This is a genomic window from Shewanella sp. SM74, from assembly GCF_025653725.1.
GTDB classification, from domain to species: Bacteria; Pseudomonadota; Gammaproteobacteria; order Enterobacterales; family Shewanellaceae; genus Shewanella; species Shewanella oncorhynchi.
This window is the reverse complement of the sequence record NZ_JAKKRZ010000007.1, coordinates 114002-131569: the sequence shown is the minus strand read 5'-3', so window position 1 is coordinate 131569 and position 17568 is coordinate 114002. Positions and strand designations below refer to the sequence as shown.

The window sequence follows — 17568 nt, the reverse complement described above, 5'->3', positions numbered from 1 at the left end:
TTTATCTAGTTAATTGATTTGTAAAGATTAGTCAGCATTTAGTTGGATGCCGCACAAACTAGCAGAGGATGTTACTGCTCGTTTGTGCGACCTGTTATGGTGTGATTTTAATTTAATGCAGCATTAGCAGGCACTTAACTACCTGGCTCCGCATTAAGTTTAGGATCAGGCACTTGTACAGTATCTTCCGCTTGAACTGTGTTTTTCTCCGAGTTTTGCAATAGCTCGTAAATCACATGATCCACAAAACCGGCACCTGCGGCTTCGTACAGGTTGTACACACTGTGTACGCCAGATTCTCGAAGCGCCGCTGCATCGTCACTGTACTGCACAATTGCACTGATTTTGCCTTGATAATTCAGTTTTTTGAGTTGCTCAACTGCAAACATATTTCCCGCGTGGTGCGGCATGGCTAGCAGTACCAGTTCAAGATTAGGTGCTCTGTCGAGTTTTTCCCAAAAGTCGGTATCTGAGGCGTCACCTTGCACTACATTGCGACCCTTTGTTTTATGTAAGTCGACTAAGTCTTGCTTGTGTTCAATACCGAGAATTTCCCCATCAAATTGTTCCCTGAGTTCATCATAGGCACCGCTACCAATACGGCCCATGCCTAAGATTAAAAAGCGTGGATTGCCAATGGCTATGGGTCTGTCTTCTGGGTGTAACGGGCGTTTTTCGAGCTTGATTAAACGCTGCTGGAATCGCTGGTAGATATTACCGACGGTGGCGTTAAGTGGCGCGGCGAGTAAAAAACTGAAGCTTAATGCCACGGCGATGATTACTAGCCACTCGGGAGGTAACCAACCTTTATAGGTGGCTACTGCGGCGACGATTAAACCGAATTCACTGAAGTTACCTAGGTTAAATGAGCCCAACATAGAGGTACGTGAACGCAGTTTAAAGCGGGTGAGAATGTAAACAAATAGCAGGATTTTAAGTGGCACTAACAACACCAATAGCGCCGCGAGGACGATATCCGATACCGTAGGTAAGCCGTTGAGCCCTATGGTTAAGAAGAAGGCAACGAGGAAGAGTTCTTTAAAATAGAATAAGGATTTTGCCAGCTCGGAGGATTTTTTGTGGCCCGCCAACAGGATGCCGATAATCAGTGCGCCGAGATCGGGTTTTAAGCCAACAGATTCAAATAACCAAGCGCCAACCACGAGTGCCATAACTAGGCCGAAGAGCACTAAGAGTTCACCGTGGCCGACACGGTCGAAAGCTTTATAGATGAGCGGTTTAGCCAGTGGCAGTAAGAGTAATGCAAAGGCCCATACCGAAGGTACATCGCCTTTAGAAATAGTTAAAAACAGTACGGCGAAGATATCCTGCATAATCAAGATACCAATAGCGACCCGGCCGTAGAGGGATTGCACGTCTCCTTTATCTTCTAACACTTTGACCGCAAATACGGTGCTGGAGAAGCTTAACGCGAAGGCAATTAACGTCAGTTGTTCTAGGTTCAGACTCGTGAGTTGGCTTAAGCCCAGTAAGCCGAAGAGTTTTAGAATCGGCACAAAAATCACGATCGAGAGCACTAAGTGCACACTCGAACCCGCCCACACTTCGGCCTTGAACAGGCTACGAATGTCGAGTTTTAACCCTATGGCAAACAACAGTAAAGTGACGCCTAGGCTGGCGAGTTCTTGTAGTAATGGCAGGCTTTCTTTATCTATTCCGAAGATGAACAGTACAAAGCCTGCCACTAAGTAGCCGATGAGCGGAGGGAGTCCTATACGGCTGACGAGCATGCCGCAGATGAGTGTAATAATGAGGATGCCTGGTTCCATGATGCTCCAATCTAAAAAGTCTAAAATTGTAAGTGATTGTATAAGAAATCTATGACACTTGGATAAAAAAGCGGACTTTTAATGAAAAAAGTCCGCTTTTTATTGGTGTTGCGGTAAATACACTTGGCTGTTAAAACTCGCGTGAACTAAATCACTCCGCTGGTCTAAGCCTAAATCGTTACTATTTCACGAGATGATCTAAATGGGTGGCAAAATCTTTGGGGCCCATAAAACCAGTCACGCGTAAATCTTCCCTTTGCTCACCTTGTTCATTAAACATCAACAGCGTAGGCAAACCAAGCACATTGTATTTTTCGAGTAAGGCCACATCGACCTTGTCACTCTTAGTCACATCCGCTTGTAGCAGTACGATTTTATTCATACGGGCTAACACGTCGGCATCTTTAAAGGTGATGGCTTCAAACTCTTTACAGGCAACACACCAATCGGCGTACAGATCGAGCATCACAGGCTTACCTTGGGCGGTAGCGGCTGCAATTTCTAGCTCAAGATCTTCAATGGATTTAATGCGTTTAAAGCCATGGACTTCTTCGGTCGTCGCCGCAGTGCCTACGGAATTGTTATTAAAACCAAAGTATCCCATCACAGCTTGGAATCCGTAGGAGAAGCTCGCCAGTAGCGCCAGCGTTAATAGCACTGAACGTACAGTTTTTTTCCAGTTAAATTCACTGAGTTTGTTCTGATGCATCAAGTAGCCGGTGAAGCTTACGCCCCACAGTGACCAAAGCACATCGGATACTACGCCTGTCCAAATACGGCCAAGCATCACGATAGATACAGCGATCAGCAGGAATCCGAAGATAGTCTTGATGATGTCCATCCAAGCGCCGGCTCTCGGTAATAATTTACCGCCTGAGGTGCCGATAATCAGTAGTGGTAATCCCATACCCATACTGAGTACATACAGGGCTAAGAAACCTTGGAGTAGGTCGCCGGTTTGGGCCACATAAACGAGTGCACCCGACAGTGGCGCGGTAGTACAAGGTGATGCGACAAGGCCAGAAATCACGCCCATCAAGAACACGCCAACTAAGTTGCCGCCTTTTTGATTGTTCGAGACTGAGTTCATCTTCTCCTGCCAGCTCGATGGCAGTTTCAAATCGTATAGGCCAAACATAGATAAGCTGAGCACAAAGAACAAAATCGCGAGTACGACTAATACGGCAGGATGTTGTAATGCCGCTTGGTATTTTAGTCCCGCCGATGCAACCACTAACCCTAAGATAGAGTAAGTGATTGCCATGCCTTGGACGTAAGCCATGGACAAGGTAAAGGCTTTTGCGGTTGAGAGCTTTTGCCCTTGGCCGACAATAATACCCGACAAAATCGGATACATAGGGAATACGCAGGGCGTTAATGCCAGACCGACACCTAGACCAAAGAAGATCACTAAAGTCCAAATTAAGCTGTCGTTTGACAGCATTTGGCTCAGGGTATCTTGCTGAGTAATGGGTTGCGTATTGGCTTTATCGGCAGTGCTTGGCTCAGTGCTGGTTTGCTCAGTCGTCGTGGTTGATTCGGCGCCTGCAATTAAGCCATCGTTGGCTGCTATCGCCTTTAAAACGACTTCATGCTTGGTCGGTGGATAACACAATTTACCTTCGGCACAACCCATAAAGGTCACTGTGAGTGTGGCATTTTCATCGGCCTGTTTTAAACCAACGGGAATATCGACATAGGTATAATAGACTTCTTGCTTACCAAAATACTCATCTTCATGGGGCTTTCCTTTTGGTAGAGCGACCGTGCCTAACTCGGCACCATTGACGCTAAATTTAAGCTTGTCGCGGTACATATAGTAACCGTCGGCAATCACCCAATTGAGTTTGACCTGATTACCTTCTTGCTTGGAATCGAAGACAAATGCTTGATCGACAGGCATCAATTCAGGCTCACCCTTCATGAAGTCGAATTTGTTACCGAAAACCCCTTCACTATGAGCTAAGGGCGCAAGAAGCAATAAAGAAGTGAAAATAAGGCTGAGTAGTTTTTTCATGGCTGAGTGTTGTCTTTTATCCAATCTAAGTAGGCTGGTAGCCCGTGGGTCACAGGCACGGCAATAATTTCGGGTACTTGATAAGGGTGAAGCCTAAGCACAAGTTGTTCTAACTCTGTATATCGACTTTGTAAACATTTAATCTGTAAGCTAAATTCTTGCTCTTCACAGATTTTTCCTTCCCAAGCATAAATTGAACGTATCGGGGCGGAAATCTGAACACAAGCGGCAATACGCGACTCAATTAAAGCTCGAGCCAAAGTATTGGCTTGTACTTCATCGGGGCAGGTAGTGCTAACCACTAAATACTGATGCTGCATAGTGTTAGGTATCGTCTCTTAAGAATCTTAAAGTTCGCTTAAGCCAACTCCGTTAGGCTACTTTACGTGTTTTAATGGTCTCATACATTAGCGGGTTAACAAAAGGGTGAGCTAAATATCAGTGTTTTGCTCCCTTACTTCGTCCTAATGGTTATCCTGACTTGAATTAAGACCGGATAACCCCCATTTAGTTTACAGAGATAGTCAGATAAACCTGAGGTCGGTATGTTTTTCATTATTTTTTTACTCTTTGTGCTGATCCCAGTAATAGAGCTGTCGGTGCTGATCCGTGTGGGTGAAGTGCTTGGCACTTGGACTACCATAGGTTTAGTGCTGTTTACCGCCGTGCTCGGGGTCTCTTTGGTTCGCAGCCAAGGCTTAAACACCTTAATGCAAGTACAACAAAAACTCGCCCGCGGTGAAGCACCGGGGCAAGAAATCGTTGAAGGTATGATGTTAGCTATGGCGGGCATCTTGCTCGTGATCCCCGGTTTTGTGACCGATGCCATTGGCCTATTATTCTTGACGCCATTAACCCGTCGTCCCATTGCTGCCTTGTTGTTCAAACGCATGCAGTTACGGGTTGTTGCCGGTTTACAGGGCACAATGCACGGTGGCTTTCAAGCGGGCCAAGGCCCCTTTGGGCCTAAGCCACAGGACCCATTTGGCCAAGCGCCATTTGATGATAGTGTGAAAAAGGACGGTAATGTGTTTGAGGGAGACTTTGAACATAAAGTCGATCCAAGTGATATCAAACCCGCTAGCCATCAACTCTCTGATAAAGCGCAGGACAAAGAACAGGACAAAGACCCTAAGCCTTAGTCTTAGTATGAGTCTCGTATTGTCTTAGTCGCTTGTTGCGTTAGTTTGTTATTGGATTAACTCAGTTGATTATCGCGTTTATTCGCTTGAGTTTTCTCCCTAATATGCCTTAGATACCAGTGGCCGACTGAATCAATCTGACCTGTGCCGCTGGTTCACCTCCACCCGTAATAGCCATTTCACTCTTAAAAAACTCCAATACTAATAACCCGCCCACTCAGGTATAAGAGTTAACATGATATTAGAGAAAAGCTTTTTGATCGCATTCATGCGATAAAGTAAGGTATTTTTAAATCATGACTCTGTACCCAAGAGAAAAAGCAATATCAGTGCTGTTGTCCATGTTGAGTAGGTTTTCGACGATAGTGAATTCAATTGCACTGTTATTCAGATAATACCTATAGCCTAGAAATACTTCGTGAGAAGGTTTTGAAAAGTCATTATCTGTTTTGAGTAAACCTTCATAATGATGTAATTCAATAAGCCAACCATGGCGTCCTATTAAATACTCATAACCTAAAGATAACATTACTGCATGATCTTTATAGTCTATTTCAGATAGACTTTCATCATTTCGTCTAAAGCTTATACCTGTTGTGGAGTAAAAATGATGCATTCCAGATGTATAGCTATAATTCAGCTGTAATGCTTGTTCAAAACGGTTATCTACAAATGGGCCAGAATTAACATGGTTGTAATATAAGCTGCCACCTAGTGATAGACCATAATTATCCTCACTAAGCAATTGATATTCTAAATAGAAATTTAGGGCATTCGTTAGCGTATCGCCAGAAATATCAGGTTGATTGATACCATTCTTTGAAAATATTTGGTTTTTGTCTTTGATTGTATTGTCGCGGCCATTTTGACCCACACCAAATGCATCATGAAACCAGATAGTGACCGAGTCAAGATGGTTATCCCCACTAAAACTCCACTTATAATTAGTATCAAACATCCATTTTTCAGTGAGTTGCCACTTTATTCCGCCATTAAGAGAATTATGATAATAGTCAGCATAGTAATCGTCAGTTTCAGCCCATACACTTGCTACTGTTGCAGATCCGTATATCTCTTTTTTCCCTTCAGGCAGTGCAAATCCTGAACGAAGTAGAGGCGTTAAGCTACCCGCCTGTGTAGGTGATTGGGCATGCACACGAAGTGGCCCATAATGACTATAATTGATATTTTCTGCGAAAGTACTCGGTAAAAATATTACCGTATAAATTAGAGGTGCTCTAATAGTCACAAATAAAATTTTCTTTGCATATTTCATCGAAAACTCTTTTTTAGCTAATCTCTATTAAAAGCAATGTTTTGTAGTGAGGCTGATGTTATGTATAAATGACTTAAATTTTGTCTGTTTGAAGCAATAAAGTTTTTGATTAGACAGATTTCTAATTAATTCTAGAATTAAAAACTACAAAAAACATACCATAATAGTACAAGTGCGAGCCAGAATGACCTACAGATAAACGGGATTGAAGTGAGTATTAGTAAAGTGCTAATAACTGCCAGTAATATTGCCGGTTTACTCATTGTCTGGACGCTATCAAAGCGTAATTTCATGATGTTTCTCAAACATAAATTATTATGCCAACATAGTAATAACATTTTTTATGTTGTTAGTTATAGGTAGTGGTATTTCAGATGGCATTGTAAATGAATAATCAGCACTAAATATACCGCTGCTATTTACTCGTGTAAATGTGTGTAACTGGTAATTGTCCCGTATTAGCGGTGAAAATATGGAACTGATAGTTCATATTTTTTAATTAATATATTTATTTATCAGTCATATTAGTTATCGTAATTAAAGACCAATCTCAGTTTGCCAAACTTGTTTATCTAATGGATGTGCTTGTTTAAATTGTCCCTCAAACCGCAATAGATCAAAAATGAAATGGCCAGCCAGCCCACTTGCATAGGGACTGACTGGCCGCGCCGGGAAGCGTTTTTGGATAAAATGCGGAGCAGGTTAGCTGGGTGATTGACCTCCTGTTGCCGTCGCTTTGATATTGAATACTAGGCTGTACATCACTGGCAGTACGATGAGCGTCAGCAGAGAAGCGAAGCCTAGACCGAAAATAATCGTAATCGCCATAGAACCGAAAAATGCGTCAGGGATCAGCGGTATCATCCCGAGCATAGTGGTTATCGCGGCCATCATCACTGGGCGAACACGGCTGACACAGGAGTCGATTAAGGCAAAATAGGCTGGTTTACCTTCACTGAGCTCGAGGTTGATCTGATCGACCAAGACAATACCGTTTTTAATCACCATGCCCGACAAACTCAGTAATCCGAGTAGTGCCATAAAGCTGAAGGGCGCATCGAACAACAAGAGTCCCGCTGAAACCCCAATCAATGCCAGTGGCACAGTAAACCAGATCACTAAGGGCTGACGCACTGAGTTGAACAAGAATACGGTAATCAAAAACATCGCTAGATAACCTAAGGGAATCGAGCTAAATACCGACGCTTGTGCTTCGCCTGCGGTTTCAAATTCACCGCCCCATTCCAAGCGGTAACCTGCGGGCAGGCTGATCGCTTCGACCTGGTCTTTGATTTTGCGCAGTACAGAATCGGCGGTTTCATTGCTACCAAGCCTAGGGTCGGCCATCACAGCGAGCATGCGCATGCGATCGCGGCGCATCACCAGCGGATTTTCCCACTCAGTGTTAAAGCTACTGACTACTTGGGTGGCGGGCACAAAGGTATTGTGTTCGCTGCTCCAAATTTGCAGCTTCCATAGGCTGTCTGCTTGCAAACGTTCTTCGGCGGGCGCTCTGGCGACGATGGGCAGCAAGTGGCTGGTTTCTCGGTATAAACCAATTTGCTTACCGCTAAAGTTAACCAACAAGGCATTGTCGAGGTCTTGCTTGCTGATGCCTGTTTCGCGCGCTTGGGCATTTTCCAGTTGCGGACGGATCAGCGGCACCTGATTACGCCAGTTGTGACGTATACCATCCATGCTCGGCTCTGCGTGGAAAATGGCCTCGGCTTGGGCACCTAAAGCGCGCAGCACTTCAGGATTATCACCGTAAAAGCGTGCCTCAATTTTGGCGGCGGGCGAAGGGCCGTTCTCCATGTTTTTTAAACGATATTGTGCCTGCGAGAAACGTTGATTTAACAAGGTTTCTAATTCTGGCATATAGGCTTTAACTGCGTCTAAATCCTGCATTTCTACAATCAACTGGGCAAAGGCGGGATAGCCTTGTTCTGGCTGATAGGGCAGTACGAAACGCTGCGAACCTTGGCCAATAACGGTTGTTAAGTGTTTTAGCCCAACGTCTTTTTGCTCGTCCAGCGCAAGAATTAACTTCTCGATATCAGCGGTAAAGCGTTCGGTCGCTTTAATATCTGTCCCTTCTGGCATCCAGATATCCACAAAGAAAATCGGCGTGTTAGAAGCAGGAAAGAACACATTCTTGATATGACCAAAGCCCACTACAGCGCTGAAAAGCATAGCGATAACCAGCAGTATGCTCACCAGCCTAAAGCGCAGTGCCACAATTAAGCTTGTGCGATATAAGCTGAAGAACCAGCCCTTGTAGGGGTCTTGGGCTTCTTCATCGCTCGGCGCATCTTTAAATAACAGATGACAGAAAAACGGCGTGAGTGTGATGGCCGTGATCCAGCTGATAAACAGTGAAATCATCAACACTTGGAATAAAGAACGGCAGAACTCACCGGCGGCATTTTGCGATAAGCCAATGGGGGCAAAGGCAATAATGGCAATGACTGTCGCGCCCAATAGCGGCCACTGGGTTTGAGCCACAATTTGCTTCGCCGCTTCGAGACGGGTTTTACCACGGCGCAGGCCAATTAAAATACCTTCGGTGACCACAATCGCGTTATCGACCAACATGCCGAGGGCGATAATGAGTGCACCGAGGGAGATGAGTTGCAGCTCAATCCCCAGCACTTTCATCACGATAAAGGTACCCAAAATCGTCAGCAGTAAGATCAGGCCCATCAACATGCCTGAGCGCAGCCCCATAAACAGCAGGAGCACGGCGATCACGATAGCAATGGATTCTAATAAGTTGATTAAGAAGCCGTTAACTGTCTCATCGACCGCCTGACTCTGGTTGTAAACCGTCGCTAAATTCATGCCGATAGGGCGTTGGGATTCAAGCTCGGCTAAACGGTCACTGACCTTTTGTCCAACTTCGACCACGTTCACGCCACTAGAGAAAGAAATCCCCAGTGATAACGCCGCTTCGCCCTTGTTGTGGTAAAGCACATTCGGGGTTTCGTCGTAATCCTTTTCAATATTAGCAATGTCGCCAAGGTAAATTAGCTCAGTGCTACCCGGTGGGCTGACAATCAAGCGCGCCAGATCCTGCACATTGCTAAATTCGCCCGTGGGATGAATGCGGATACGGTTATCGCCAATCACTAAACTGCCTGCGTTGGAGACCACGTTTTGATTGTTCACTAAACCATAGATATAGCTTTGATCTAATCCCAGTGCCGACAGCTTTTGCTGGGAGATTTCAATCACGACTTGCTCGGTGACGCTGCCAGCAACTGAAACTTTTTTCACCCCGGGCACGAGCACGAGTTCACGGCGCAGATAGTCGGCGTAATTGCTTAATTCGCGGTTACTGTAATCGGGGCCTGAGAGATTAAATAAAATGCCATACACATCACCAAAGTCGTCCATCACTTGCGGCGCTGTGGTGCCCGGAGGCAAGATGCCCGCCGTGTCGTTGACCTTACGACGCACTTCATCCCACACCTGTGGCAGGGTGGTTTTGTCGTAGCTTTCTTTAATCTCGATTTGGATTTGTGACAGGCCCGCACTGTTAATCGAGGTCACATGCTTAATGGCATCGAGTTGTTGTAGGGCATCTTCGAGCGGCAGCGTGACTTCTTCTTCCACTTGCTCTGGTGATGCGCCGGGGTAAGCCGTGATCACTAAAGCTTCTTTAATGGTAAATTCGGGGAATTCTAATTGCCCCAAACCGGTAAAACTCACGCCGCCACCCACGAGTAACAGCAACACAAACATCCAACTGATGACTTTGTGGCGTATCGAATACTCTGCAATGTTCATCAATTACACCCCACGCTGCCAGCGTAGTGGTTTAACTTTCATGCCAGCGGATAATTGAGACACCCCAGCGCTAACGATAAGATCGCCCTTGTTGACGCCAGTTAAAATCTCAACGCCTTGATTACTCACACGTCCTAGGGTCACCATAGTGGGTTTGACTTCACCCGATTGGGTTTGATAAACCCACACTTGCACTTGGCCATCTTGATCGCGTTTATCGATGGCGGTCACGGGCACTATGCTGGATGCAAGGGCGCTTGGATCTTTAACTAAGGCTAAGGTTAACTCGGCGCTCATCCCAGGAAGTAATTGAATATCTTGAGGTTGAGGCAATGAAAACACCACTTCATAGGCTTGAGTACCTGGGGTGACTTGGGTGGAGTATTCTTTAAATTTGGCGTCGAAACTCTGCTCGGGGAAGGCGCTAAAACGCACCTTAGCGGTAAAGTGAGCTTGATCGGTATATTGCTTCAGTCCCGCTGCCATCGCCTCGGGCACTTGAATACTCACATCGAGCAAGTTGTTGTTTTGCAGTGTTAACACCCCTTGATTGGCCTGCACTATTTGGTGGTTATCCACTAAACGTTTAGCAATCGTGCCGCTAAAGGGCGCGGTTAAGCGAGTGTAACTCAGCTGATCGCGTGCTGCCGCAAGGGCGGCCTTGGCCGATTTGAGCTGCGCTTGTGTGCTATCAAACTCAGATTGTGAAATCAGCTTACGATTGAGCAGCTCGACCTTACGTTTAAAGTCGGCGGCTAACAGTTCGTGCTCGGCCTCACGGGTCATTAAGTTATTTTTGGCATCCCTATCGTCAAGCTGGGCGAGCAGGCTACCTTGAGCGACTCTTTGGCCCTCGACTAATGTCAGTTCGGTTAATTGCCCTGAAATACGGAACGACAATTCGGCGCGGCTGTTAGCGGCAACTCGGGCAGGAAAGGTTCTAAAATCTCCAGCTTCTACGTTGAGCACTTCAAACAGTTTAACCGGACGGACAGTGTCCACTTGCACTGAACTTTCCGCTGGCGAACAACCACTGAGCAGGGCTGGAAGCAGCATAGCCAGTGGCAAGAGTCGATATGATTTCATGGTAGCGATTTCCTAGTTAACAAGTTGTCAGCATTTCTGAGCGCGAAGATAACAGCTAAAGTAGTTGCAATAAACGGGATACTTTGGGATTATCAGTCCCACATAATGAGATTGAACTTAAGGCCAAAATGAAGACAGAGGACTTAGCGTTATTCCACCGAATTGCTGAAACCGGTAGTTTGATTGAAGCGGCTGATTTACTTAACTTACCCAAATCGACCGTGAGTCGACGTTTGCAAGCCTTGGAAGATGAGCTGAATATTAAATTGTTCCACCGCCAGAGCCGCTCCATGACGCTCACGTCTGCGGGCAGCCATTTTTACCAGCGCTCGCAGAATATTTTGGCTCAGCTCGACGAAACCCTATTCGAAATGACCAATGACGATGCTGAGATCAGCGGGCATTTGCGCATTCAAATGTTCCCTATCCACAGCATGAAAATCTTGATGCAAGCTATTTTCCGCTTTATGGATATGCACCCTAAACTCACCTTAGAAGTCATCAGCAGTTCAGAATCCGTTGATATGGTGAAACATAATCTCGATGTGGCCTTTGTCGTCGAGCCTGCGTTGGATACCTTAGATTTAGTGGTGCGGCCAATTTTTACCACTGACTTACGTTTTTACGCCAGTCCGCAATATTTAGCGGCACACGGTACACCTAAAACACCGGAAGAGATTGAAGCGCATAATGTGTCTATGTTCCGTTTATCCAACGGCAAAATCTTTAATGAGTTATTTATCGGTTCAGAACAAGAAGTGAGAGTTAGAGGCAATTTCTGCTCGAACAGTATTGAAGTGGCGGTAGAGTTTGGATTGCAAGGACGCGGTATCGTGTATGCACCTTCTGAAGTCGTTGCCGAATATGTGGAAACTGGTGAGTTAGTGACCTTATTACCTGAAATCCAACCCCACCAATGCGAGTGCTTCTTAGCTTATCCATCAAGACGTTACGTAAGTTTAGCCAGTCGGCGCTTTATCGACTATATCATGCAAGAGTTAGTGCCAAACGGGGTGCCGACTAATATGAGTGAGCAAGGCCCACGTCGATCCTGCAAAGCCTCTACGGGAGCGTTTTCAGACGATGTTTTGCGCTTTCCCGTTAAAAAATCAAGCTAGTTTACCCCTCGCTAATGGCGTTTGCGGTCGTGATCTTTGTGGGCTCACAGATCCGCTGCGCCAGCCAATAACAGGCAATTCCCATCAAAATATTGGTCACAGGTAGCGCGAGCAGCAGGCCTTTAACGTCACCTATATACGATCCCAAGGCTGCTAGCGGCAGCATGAGCAGTACTAAGCGGCACAGATTGATGACTAATGAACTCATAGGCCTGTGGTAGGCATTGAGCGAGGTCGCGACAATAATCACTATGCCTAAAGGTCCGTAGGCGCAGGGCAGCACTAAGATATAAAAACTCAGCCATTCGATAACCTGTGGATCGGTACTGAATAAATGCGCGATAGGCTCGGCTAAAAAGATCAGGGGGATATAGAGTAAGGTTTGGAAAATAAAGATAAATTTTATCGATAACAGCAGGGCTTCTTTCGCTCTGTGTGGCTGTCCTGCCCCTAAGTTTTGCGCAATAAAGGGCATTAAACTCGACGACAGTGCCATCACCACTATTAATAGTACTGACTCTAATCGAGTACCGGCACCAAAGGCTGCCACTGCGCTGTGATCGATATGCGCCAACATGGCCATAATAATGGCATTGGCTAGTGGATTGATTAAATTCATCAAGGCGGCGGGTTGTGCGATATGGGCTAGTTTGCTCCAGTTCGCGCGCATTCTGTCTATGTCAAAGGCGGCCCATTCGAGCATCTTGCGCCTAACAATCAACAAATATCCCGATAAAGATAAGGCAATCAACCAAGCGAACAGGGTTGCAATTGCGGCGCCTTGGATTTCTAAACGTGGAAATGGCCCAATACCAAAAATCAGTAACGGATCGAGGATAAGATTGATGAGCGCCGCCAGTGCCATGATCATCGCCGGCGAGCGAGTATCGCCAGTGGAACGTAAGCCTTGATTGCCTACCATCAACAATACCAGCAGCGGTGCGCTGACATACCAGTAAATCATATAGTCGTGGATCAGCGGTAAGCTGTCATCGTTTGCCCCGAGTAAGCGAAACAGTGGCGTAATAAAAATGCTACCCAGTGCGGCTAAACTGGCGATCAAGATAAAAGTGAGCAATAAGGCATCATGCAAGAACACTTTGGCCTTGTGGGCATTACCCGAACCGAACAGTCGACCTAAATTGGTCGATACCCCAGCACCAATACCAATGGCGATGCTCGAGATCACTAAGGTCACCGGAAAGGTAAAACTTATGGCGGCTAAGGCTTCGGTGCCCAATTGGCTGATAAAAAAAGTGTCAGCGAGGCTGAAACCTAGAATGGTCATAATGCCAATTAAGTTGGGGAGGCTCATGTTGAGCAGTACACGACCAATTGGCGCGGTGAGCAGCCCGTGTCTGTCTTTCATGGAAAAATAGTGCCTTGTTAGCGAGCGGAGGCGAGATTCTAGCAGGATTGTGCGGACTTGAAAAAACCGACATCAAAAAATTGAAGTTTTTTTTGTAAATGCCCTTGGATCTCGACACTGTCAGCCCCATATCTCAGACAGCAAAAGAGCAGACTAAGGTGTCTGTTTTTTTAATCACAAATAGGCTCGATTGTAGGGCATCAAATCATTAGGAGAGTTCATAGATGAATATTCGTCCATTACATGACCGCGTAATCGTTAAGCGTCTAGAAGTTGAATCAACATCAGCGGGTGGCATAGTACTGACCGGTAGCGCCGCTGAAAAATCAACTCGCGGTGAAATCCTTGCTGTGGGCAATGGCCGTATTTTAGAAAATGGCACAGTTAAGCCACTGGATGTCAAAGTGGGTGACGTGGTGATCTTCAACGAAGGTTACGGCGTTAAGAAAGAAAAAATCGACGGTCAAGAAGTCTTGATCCTGTCGGAAGCTGACCTGATGGCAGTAGTGGGTTAATCCTCAGCATCAATTCGACATTCCAATTAATCATTAAAAATTTAAAGGATAATCAAGATGGCAGCTAAAGAAGTTGTATTTGGTAATGACGCTCGCGTAAGAATGCTGGCTGGCGTAAACATTCTAGCGAACGCAGTAAAAGTGACCTTAGGCCCTAAAGGCCGTAACGTGGTATTAGACAAGAGCTTCGGCTCACCACTGATCACTAAAGACGGTGTTTCTGTTGCCAAAGAAATCGAGTTAGAAGACAAATTCGAAAACATGGGCGCGCAAATGGTGAAAGAAGTTGCTTCTAAAGCCAACGACGCCGCCGGTGATGGTACTACTACTGCAACTGTACTGGCTCAAGCCATTGTCGTTGAAGGCTTAAAAGCCGTTGCAGCCGGTATGAACCCAATGGATCTGAAGCGCGGTATCGACAAAGCCGTTATCGCTGCAGTTGCTGAATTAAAAGCCTTATCACAACCTTGTGCAGATTCAAAAGCGATTGCGCAAGTTGCGACTATCTCTGCAAACTCTGACGAATCTATCGGCGAAATCATCGCAACTGCGATGGAAAAAGTTGGCAAAGAAGGCGTGATCACAGTTGAAGAAGGCCAAGCGTTAGAAAACGAATTGGACGTAGTAGAAGGTATGCAGTTTGATCGTGGCTACCTGTCTCCATACTTCATCAACAAGCCAGAAACCGGCAGCGTTGAGTTAGACCACCCATTCGTACTGTTAGTAGACAAGAAAATCTCTAATATTCGCGAACTGTTACCTATCCTTGAAGGTCTGGCAAAAACCGGTAAGCCATTGCTTATCGTTGCTGAAGACGTTGAAGGCGAAGCATTAGCAACTTTAGTTGTGAACAATATGCGCGGTATCGTGAAAGTGGCTGCGGTTAAAGCACCTGGCTTTGGCGATCGTCGTAAGGCAATGCTACAAGACGTAGCAATCCTGACTGGCGGTACTGTTATTGCTGAAGAAATCGGCCTAGAGCTTGAAAAAGCAACGTTGGAAGATTTAGGTACTGCTAAGCGTGTTGTGATCACTAAAGACAACACCACCATCATCGATGGTAACGGCGAGCAAACACAAATTGCTGCTCGTGTAAGCCAAATCAAACAACAAGTTGAAGAATCAACTTCTGACTACGACAAAGAAAAACTGCAAGAGCGTATGGCTAAACTCGCTGGCGGCGTAGCAGTAATCAAAGTTGGCGCAGCGACTGAAGTTGAAATGAAAGAGAAAAAAGCCCGCGTTGAAGATGCTCTGCATGCAACTCGCGCTGCGGTAGAAGAAGGCGTGGTTCCTGGCGGTGGTGTTGCTCTGGTTCGCGTAGCTTCTAAGATCGCTGAAGTCGAAGTATTAAACGAAGACCAAAAACACGGTGTGGTTATCGCACTGCGTGCAATGGAAGCGCCACTGCGTCAAATCGCCACTAACGCGGGTGAAGAAGCGTCAGTTGTTGCTAACACAGTGAAGAACGGCAGCGGTAACTTCGGTTATAACGCCGGTAATGACACTTACGGTGACATGTTAGAAATGGGTATCCTTGACCCAACTAAAGTGACCCGTTGTGCATTGCAATTCGCTGCGTCAATCGCAGGTCTGATGATCACTACAGAAGCTATGGTTGCTGAGATCCCACAAAATGCTAGCCAAGATATGGGCGGTATGGGTGGGATGGGCGGAATGGGCGGCATGATGTAATCTTACTTGTCTAAATCGGTGATAACTGCGTTGCTTCACCACTCGTTTAAGAAAGCTAAACGTCGTGGTAAAGCGCCTTGTTCTAACTCGATTTATCCAACGTAAGATACTTTGCTGGTCTGGAGCCTAAAAGCCTCAAACCAAAGTTCTTGTAAAAGAAAACCCCGATGCTGGTAACAGTTTCGGGGTTTTGTTTTTGGTCTGGCAACTTGGGGAAGTATTGGGTGTACTTAGCTACACTTTTTGAGATTTAAGCACTGAAATGGTTACTAAAAGTGTAACATCGTATACTTTTGCTGGTGGTTAGATGGTTCCATCATTCTTGATTGCTTTTAAAAGCAAAATCAAAGTCGTGGGGCTTCACCCCACACCCGACCAAGGAGGACTGCTCGTCCTATCCTCCTTGGATTCTCCAAGACGCCCCTAGCGGAGTTACATGCATCGGTTAGTGGCTTCGTGTTTATTTGAAAATAGCTAACGCTTCCGATGGGGCGTCCCTTCCCCCCGAAAGCTACGCAGACGTCCTGTCTGCGCTACGCGATTTTCTTCAACGCTCTTCAGCAACTTCGCAGGGGAGGGTGAACTTCTGTAGCTTCTGTGTTGGCTATTAATCCCCAGAGATTTGTGCCTATCCCATCTTTGTTTATGTATTTCTTATCATTCTTTAACTTGCCCGAGAAACCTTCCCGCTAGCACAACATCCCCAGCTAACTAATAAATGACCTAATTGATTCCAATCATCTAGTAAAAAATCATCTATTGATGGTATAAAGTCGCGTATGCTCTCATTCTGACTTTTATTTACCAAATTTTTTAATATATTATCACCCAATCCATCAATTTTTGGACAGCTATCGCATTCAGTGCATTGTCTTGATTGAAAACATTCTTTTTTTGAAAATCTTTTATCAATAGATAAAATATCAAGCCAGAATCTTCCATATGTATTATCAAGTGTGATTGCTTCCTTTAATGTTAGTCCATTCTTATGGTCAAAAAATCTTCTGAATTGATTGTTTTTCTTGTTGAATTTTGTAATTTGGTCTATTTTTTCAATACAATCTTTTGAAAAAGTTAATACAGTGCTTTCAAGTGTTTTTGTTGGAATGATATTTTCTATTTCTCTTGCGGACAATACAGTTGCCAATGAATTAATATTGTAACTTTTATCGAATTGAGTGAACTTTACTGAAGTACTTCCTTCCCCCTTGTTTGGATGAGGTTTGTCATTATCGATAAGGCACAACAATATTTTTTTCTCTTGTGAAAGCCGATCAAATTCACTTTTTGAATGACTACCAGCTCCAAGATGCTCCTTAAAGAAAATGTTTAGTCCTCTTTTTGAAAGAATCTTTGAGTAATATTCAGCAATAATATTGTAAACTTTGTAGTCTAAAGAGTTTTCTGTTAGTAAACTCGTTCCATTGGTGTTTTCTGGGTTGCTGAATATAGTGTAATCTAATGTTATAACATAGATTTTATTTATATATTCGCATTTTGATATATTATTGGTGAAGTCTACATTAACATAAACTGCTAATTCATTTTTTAAGTTGCCATACTCTCGCCTATTTGAGTTCGCTTCATGAGCATATATTTTATGTATAGAACCATATAAATTTGAGGATACAATGTCATCAAATACACCATTCTCTGCTATTAATATATTTCTCTTTGTTCCATAAGACACTAATAGATTGGATAGTGCTAACTGTTTTCTCTCATTTTCTTCATATTCAGATGGGTGGCAATTTATGATTTTTATCAGCAT

12 protein-coding genes are annotated in these 17568 nt (G+C 45.0%); 4 read left to right on the top strand and 8 right to left on the bottom strand.

The genetic code is table 11. The features are described 5' to 3' along the window. Window positions 1-134: 134 nt before the first annotated feature. From L5M49_RS09575 to cutA, 3 genes are all read right to left on the bottom strand, one after another. Window positions 135-1790 (bottom strand): cation:proton antiporter family protein, encoded by a 1656-nt coding sequence (locus L5M49_RS09575; protein ID WP_263265927.1) that lies wholly within the window; start codon window positions 1788-1790, stop codon window positions 135-137. Window positions 1791-1971: 181 nt separating this feature from the next. Next, a complete protein-coding gene (locus L5M49_RS09570; RefSeq protein WP_263265926.1) occupies window positions 1972-3807 on the bottom strand; it encodes a protein-disulfide reductase DsbD in 1836 nt (611 codons plus the stop codon). Next, entirely contained in the window at window positions 3804-4127 is a 324-nt protein-coding gene (gene cutA, locus L5M49_RS09565) for a divalent-cation tolerance protein CutA (RefSeq protein ID WP_113940010.1), read from the bottom strand. Before cutA ends, L5M49_RS09570 begins: the two co-directional genes overlap by 4 nt. A gap of 225 nt (window positions 4128-4352) precedes the next feature. On the opposite strand from cutA, the gene L5M49_RS09560 reads away from it, so the two are divergent. Beyond that, window positions 4353-4949 carry an FxsA family protein gene (locus L5M49_RS09560; RefSeq protein ID WP_105251362.1) on the top strand — a complete coding sequence of 199 codons (597 nt, stop codon included), beginning with the start codon at window positions 4353-4355 and terminating at the stop codon, window positions 4947-4949. 289 nt (window positions 4950-5238) lie between these two features. Here L5M49_RS09560 and L5M49_RS09555 read toward each other — a convergent pair whose 3' ends face one another. From L5M49_RS09555 to L5M49_RS09545, 3 genes are all read right to left on the bottom strand, one after another. Next, the gene (locus L5M49_RS09555; protein WP_263265925.1) at window positions 5239-6225 is read right to left on the bottom strand and encodes a DUF3187 family protein; all 987 of its coding nucleotides are present in this window, start codon (window positions 6223-6225) and stop codon (window positions 5239-5241) included. Window positions 6226-6927: 702 nt separating this feature from the next. Then, window positions 6928-10014 (bottom strand): efflux RND transporter permease subunit, encoded by a 3087-nt coding sequence (locus L5M49_RS09550; RefSeq protein WP_263265924.1) that lies wholly within the window; start codon window positions 10012-10014, stop codon window positions 6928-6930. A 3-nt stretch (window positions 10015-10017) separates the two neighbouring features. Beyond that, complete coding sequence (locus L5M49_RS09545; protein ID WP_259582345.1) at window positions 10018-11100, bottom strand: efflux RND transporter periplasmic adaptor subunit; 1083 nt, start codon at window positions 11098-11100, stop codon at window positions 10018-10020. 128 nt (window positions 11101-11228) lie between these two features. Here L5M49_RS09545 and L5M49_RS09540 point away from each other — a divergent pair, with 128 nt between their 5' ends. After that, complete coding sequence (locus L5M49_RS09540; protein WP_263265984.1) at window positions 11229-12218, top strand: LysR family transcriptional regulator; 990 nt, start codon at window positions 11229-11231, stop codon at window positions 12216-12218. A gap of 1 nt (window position 12219) precedes the next feature. On the opposite strand, the gene L5M49_RS09535 is transcribed toward L5M49_RS09540, so the two are convergent. Then, entirely contained in the window at window positions 12220-13587 is a 1368-nt protein-coding gene (locus L5M49_RS09535) for an MATE family efflux transporter (protein WP_263204380.1), read from the bottom strand. A gap of 224 nt (window positions 13588-13811) precedes the next feature. On the opposite strand from L5M49_RS09535, the gene L5M49_RS09530 reads away from it, so the two are divergent. Together L5M49_RS09530 and groL are read left to right on the top strand one after the other, a co-directional pair. Next, window positions 13812-14102, top strand: a complete 291-nt coding sequence (locus tag L5M49_RS09530) for a co-chaperone GroES (RefSeq protein ID WP_006086113.1) — start codon at window positions 13812-13814, stop codon at window positions 14100-14102. A 57-nt stretch (window positions 14103-14159) separates the two neighbouring features. Then, window positions 14160-15797, top strand: coding sequence for a chaperonin GroEL (gene groL, locus L5M49_RS09525; protein WP_011847850.1), 1638 nt, complete (start codon window positions 14160-14162; stop codon window positions 15795-15797). Window positions 15798-16461: 664 nt separating this feature from the next. On the opposite strand, the gene L5M49_RS09520 is transcribed toward groL, so the two are convergent. Next, window positions 16462-17568 (bottom strand): hypothetical protein, encoded by a 1107-nt coding sequence (locus L5M49_RS09520; protein WP_263265923.1) that lies wholly within the window; start codon window positions 17566-17568, stop codon window positions 16462-16464.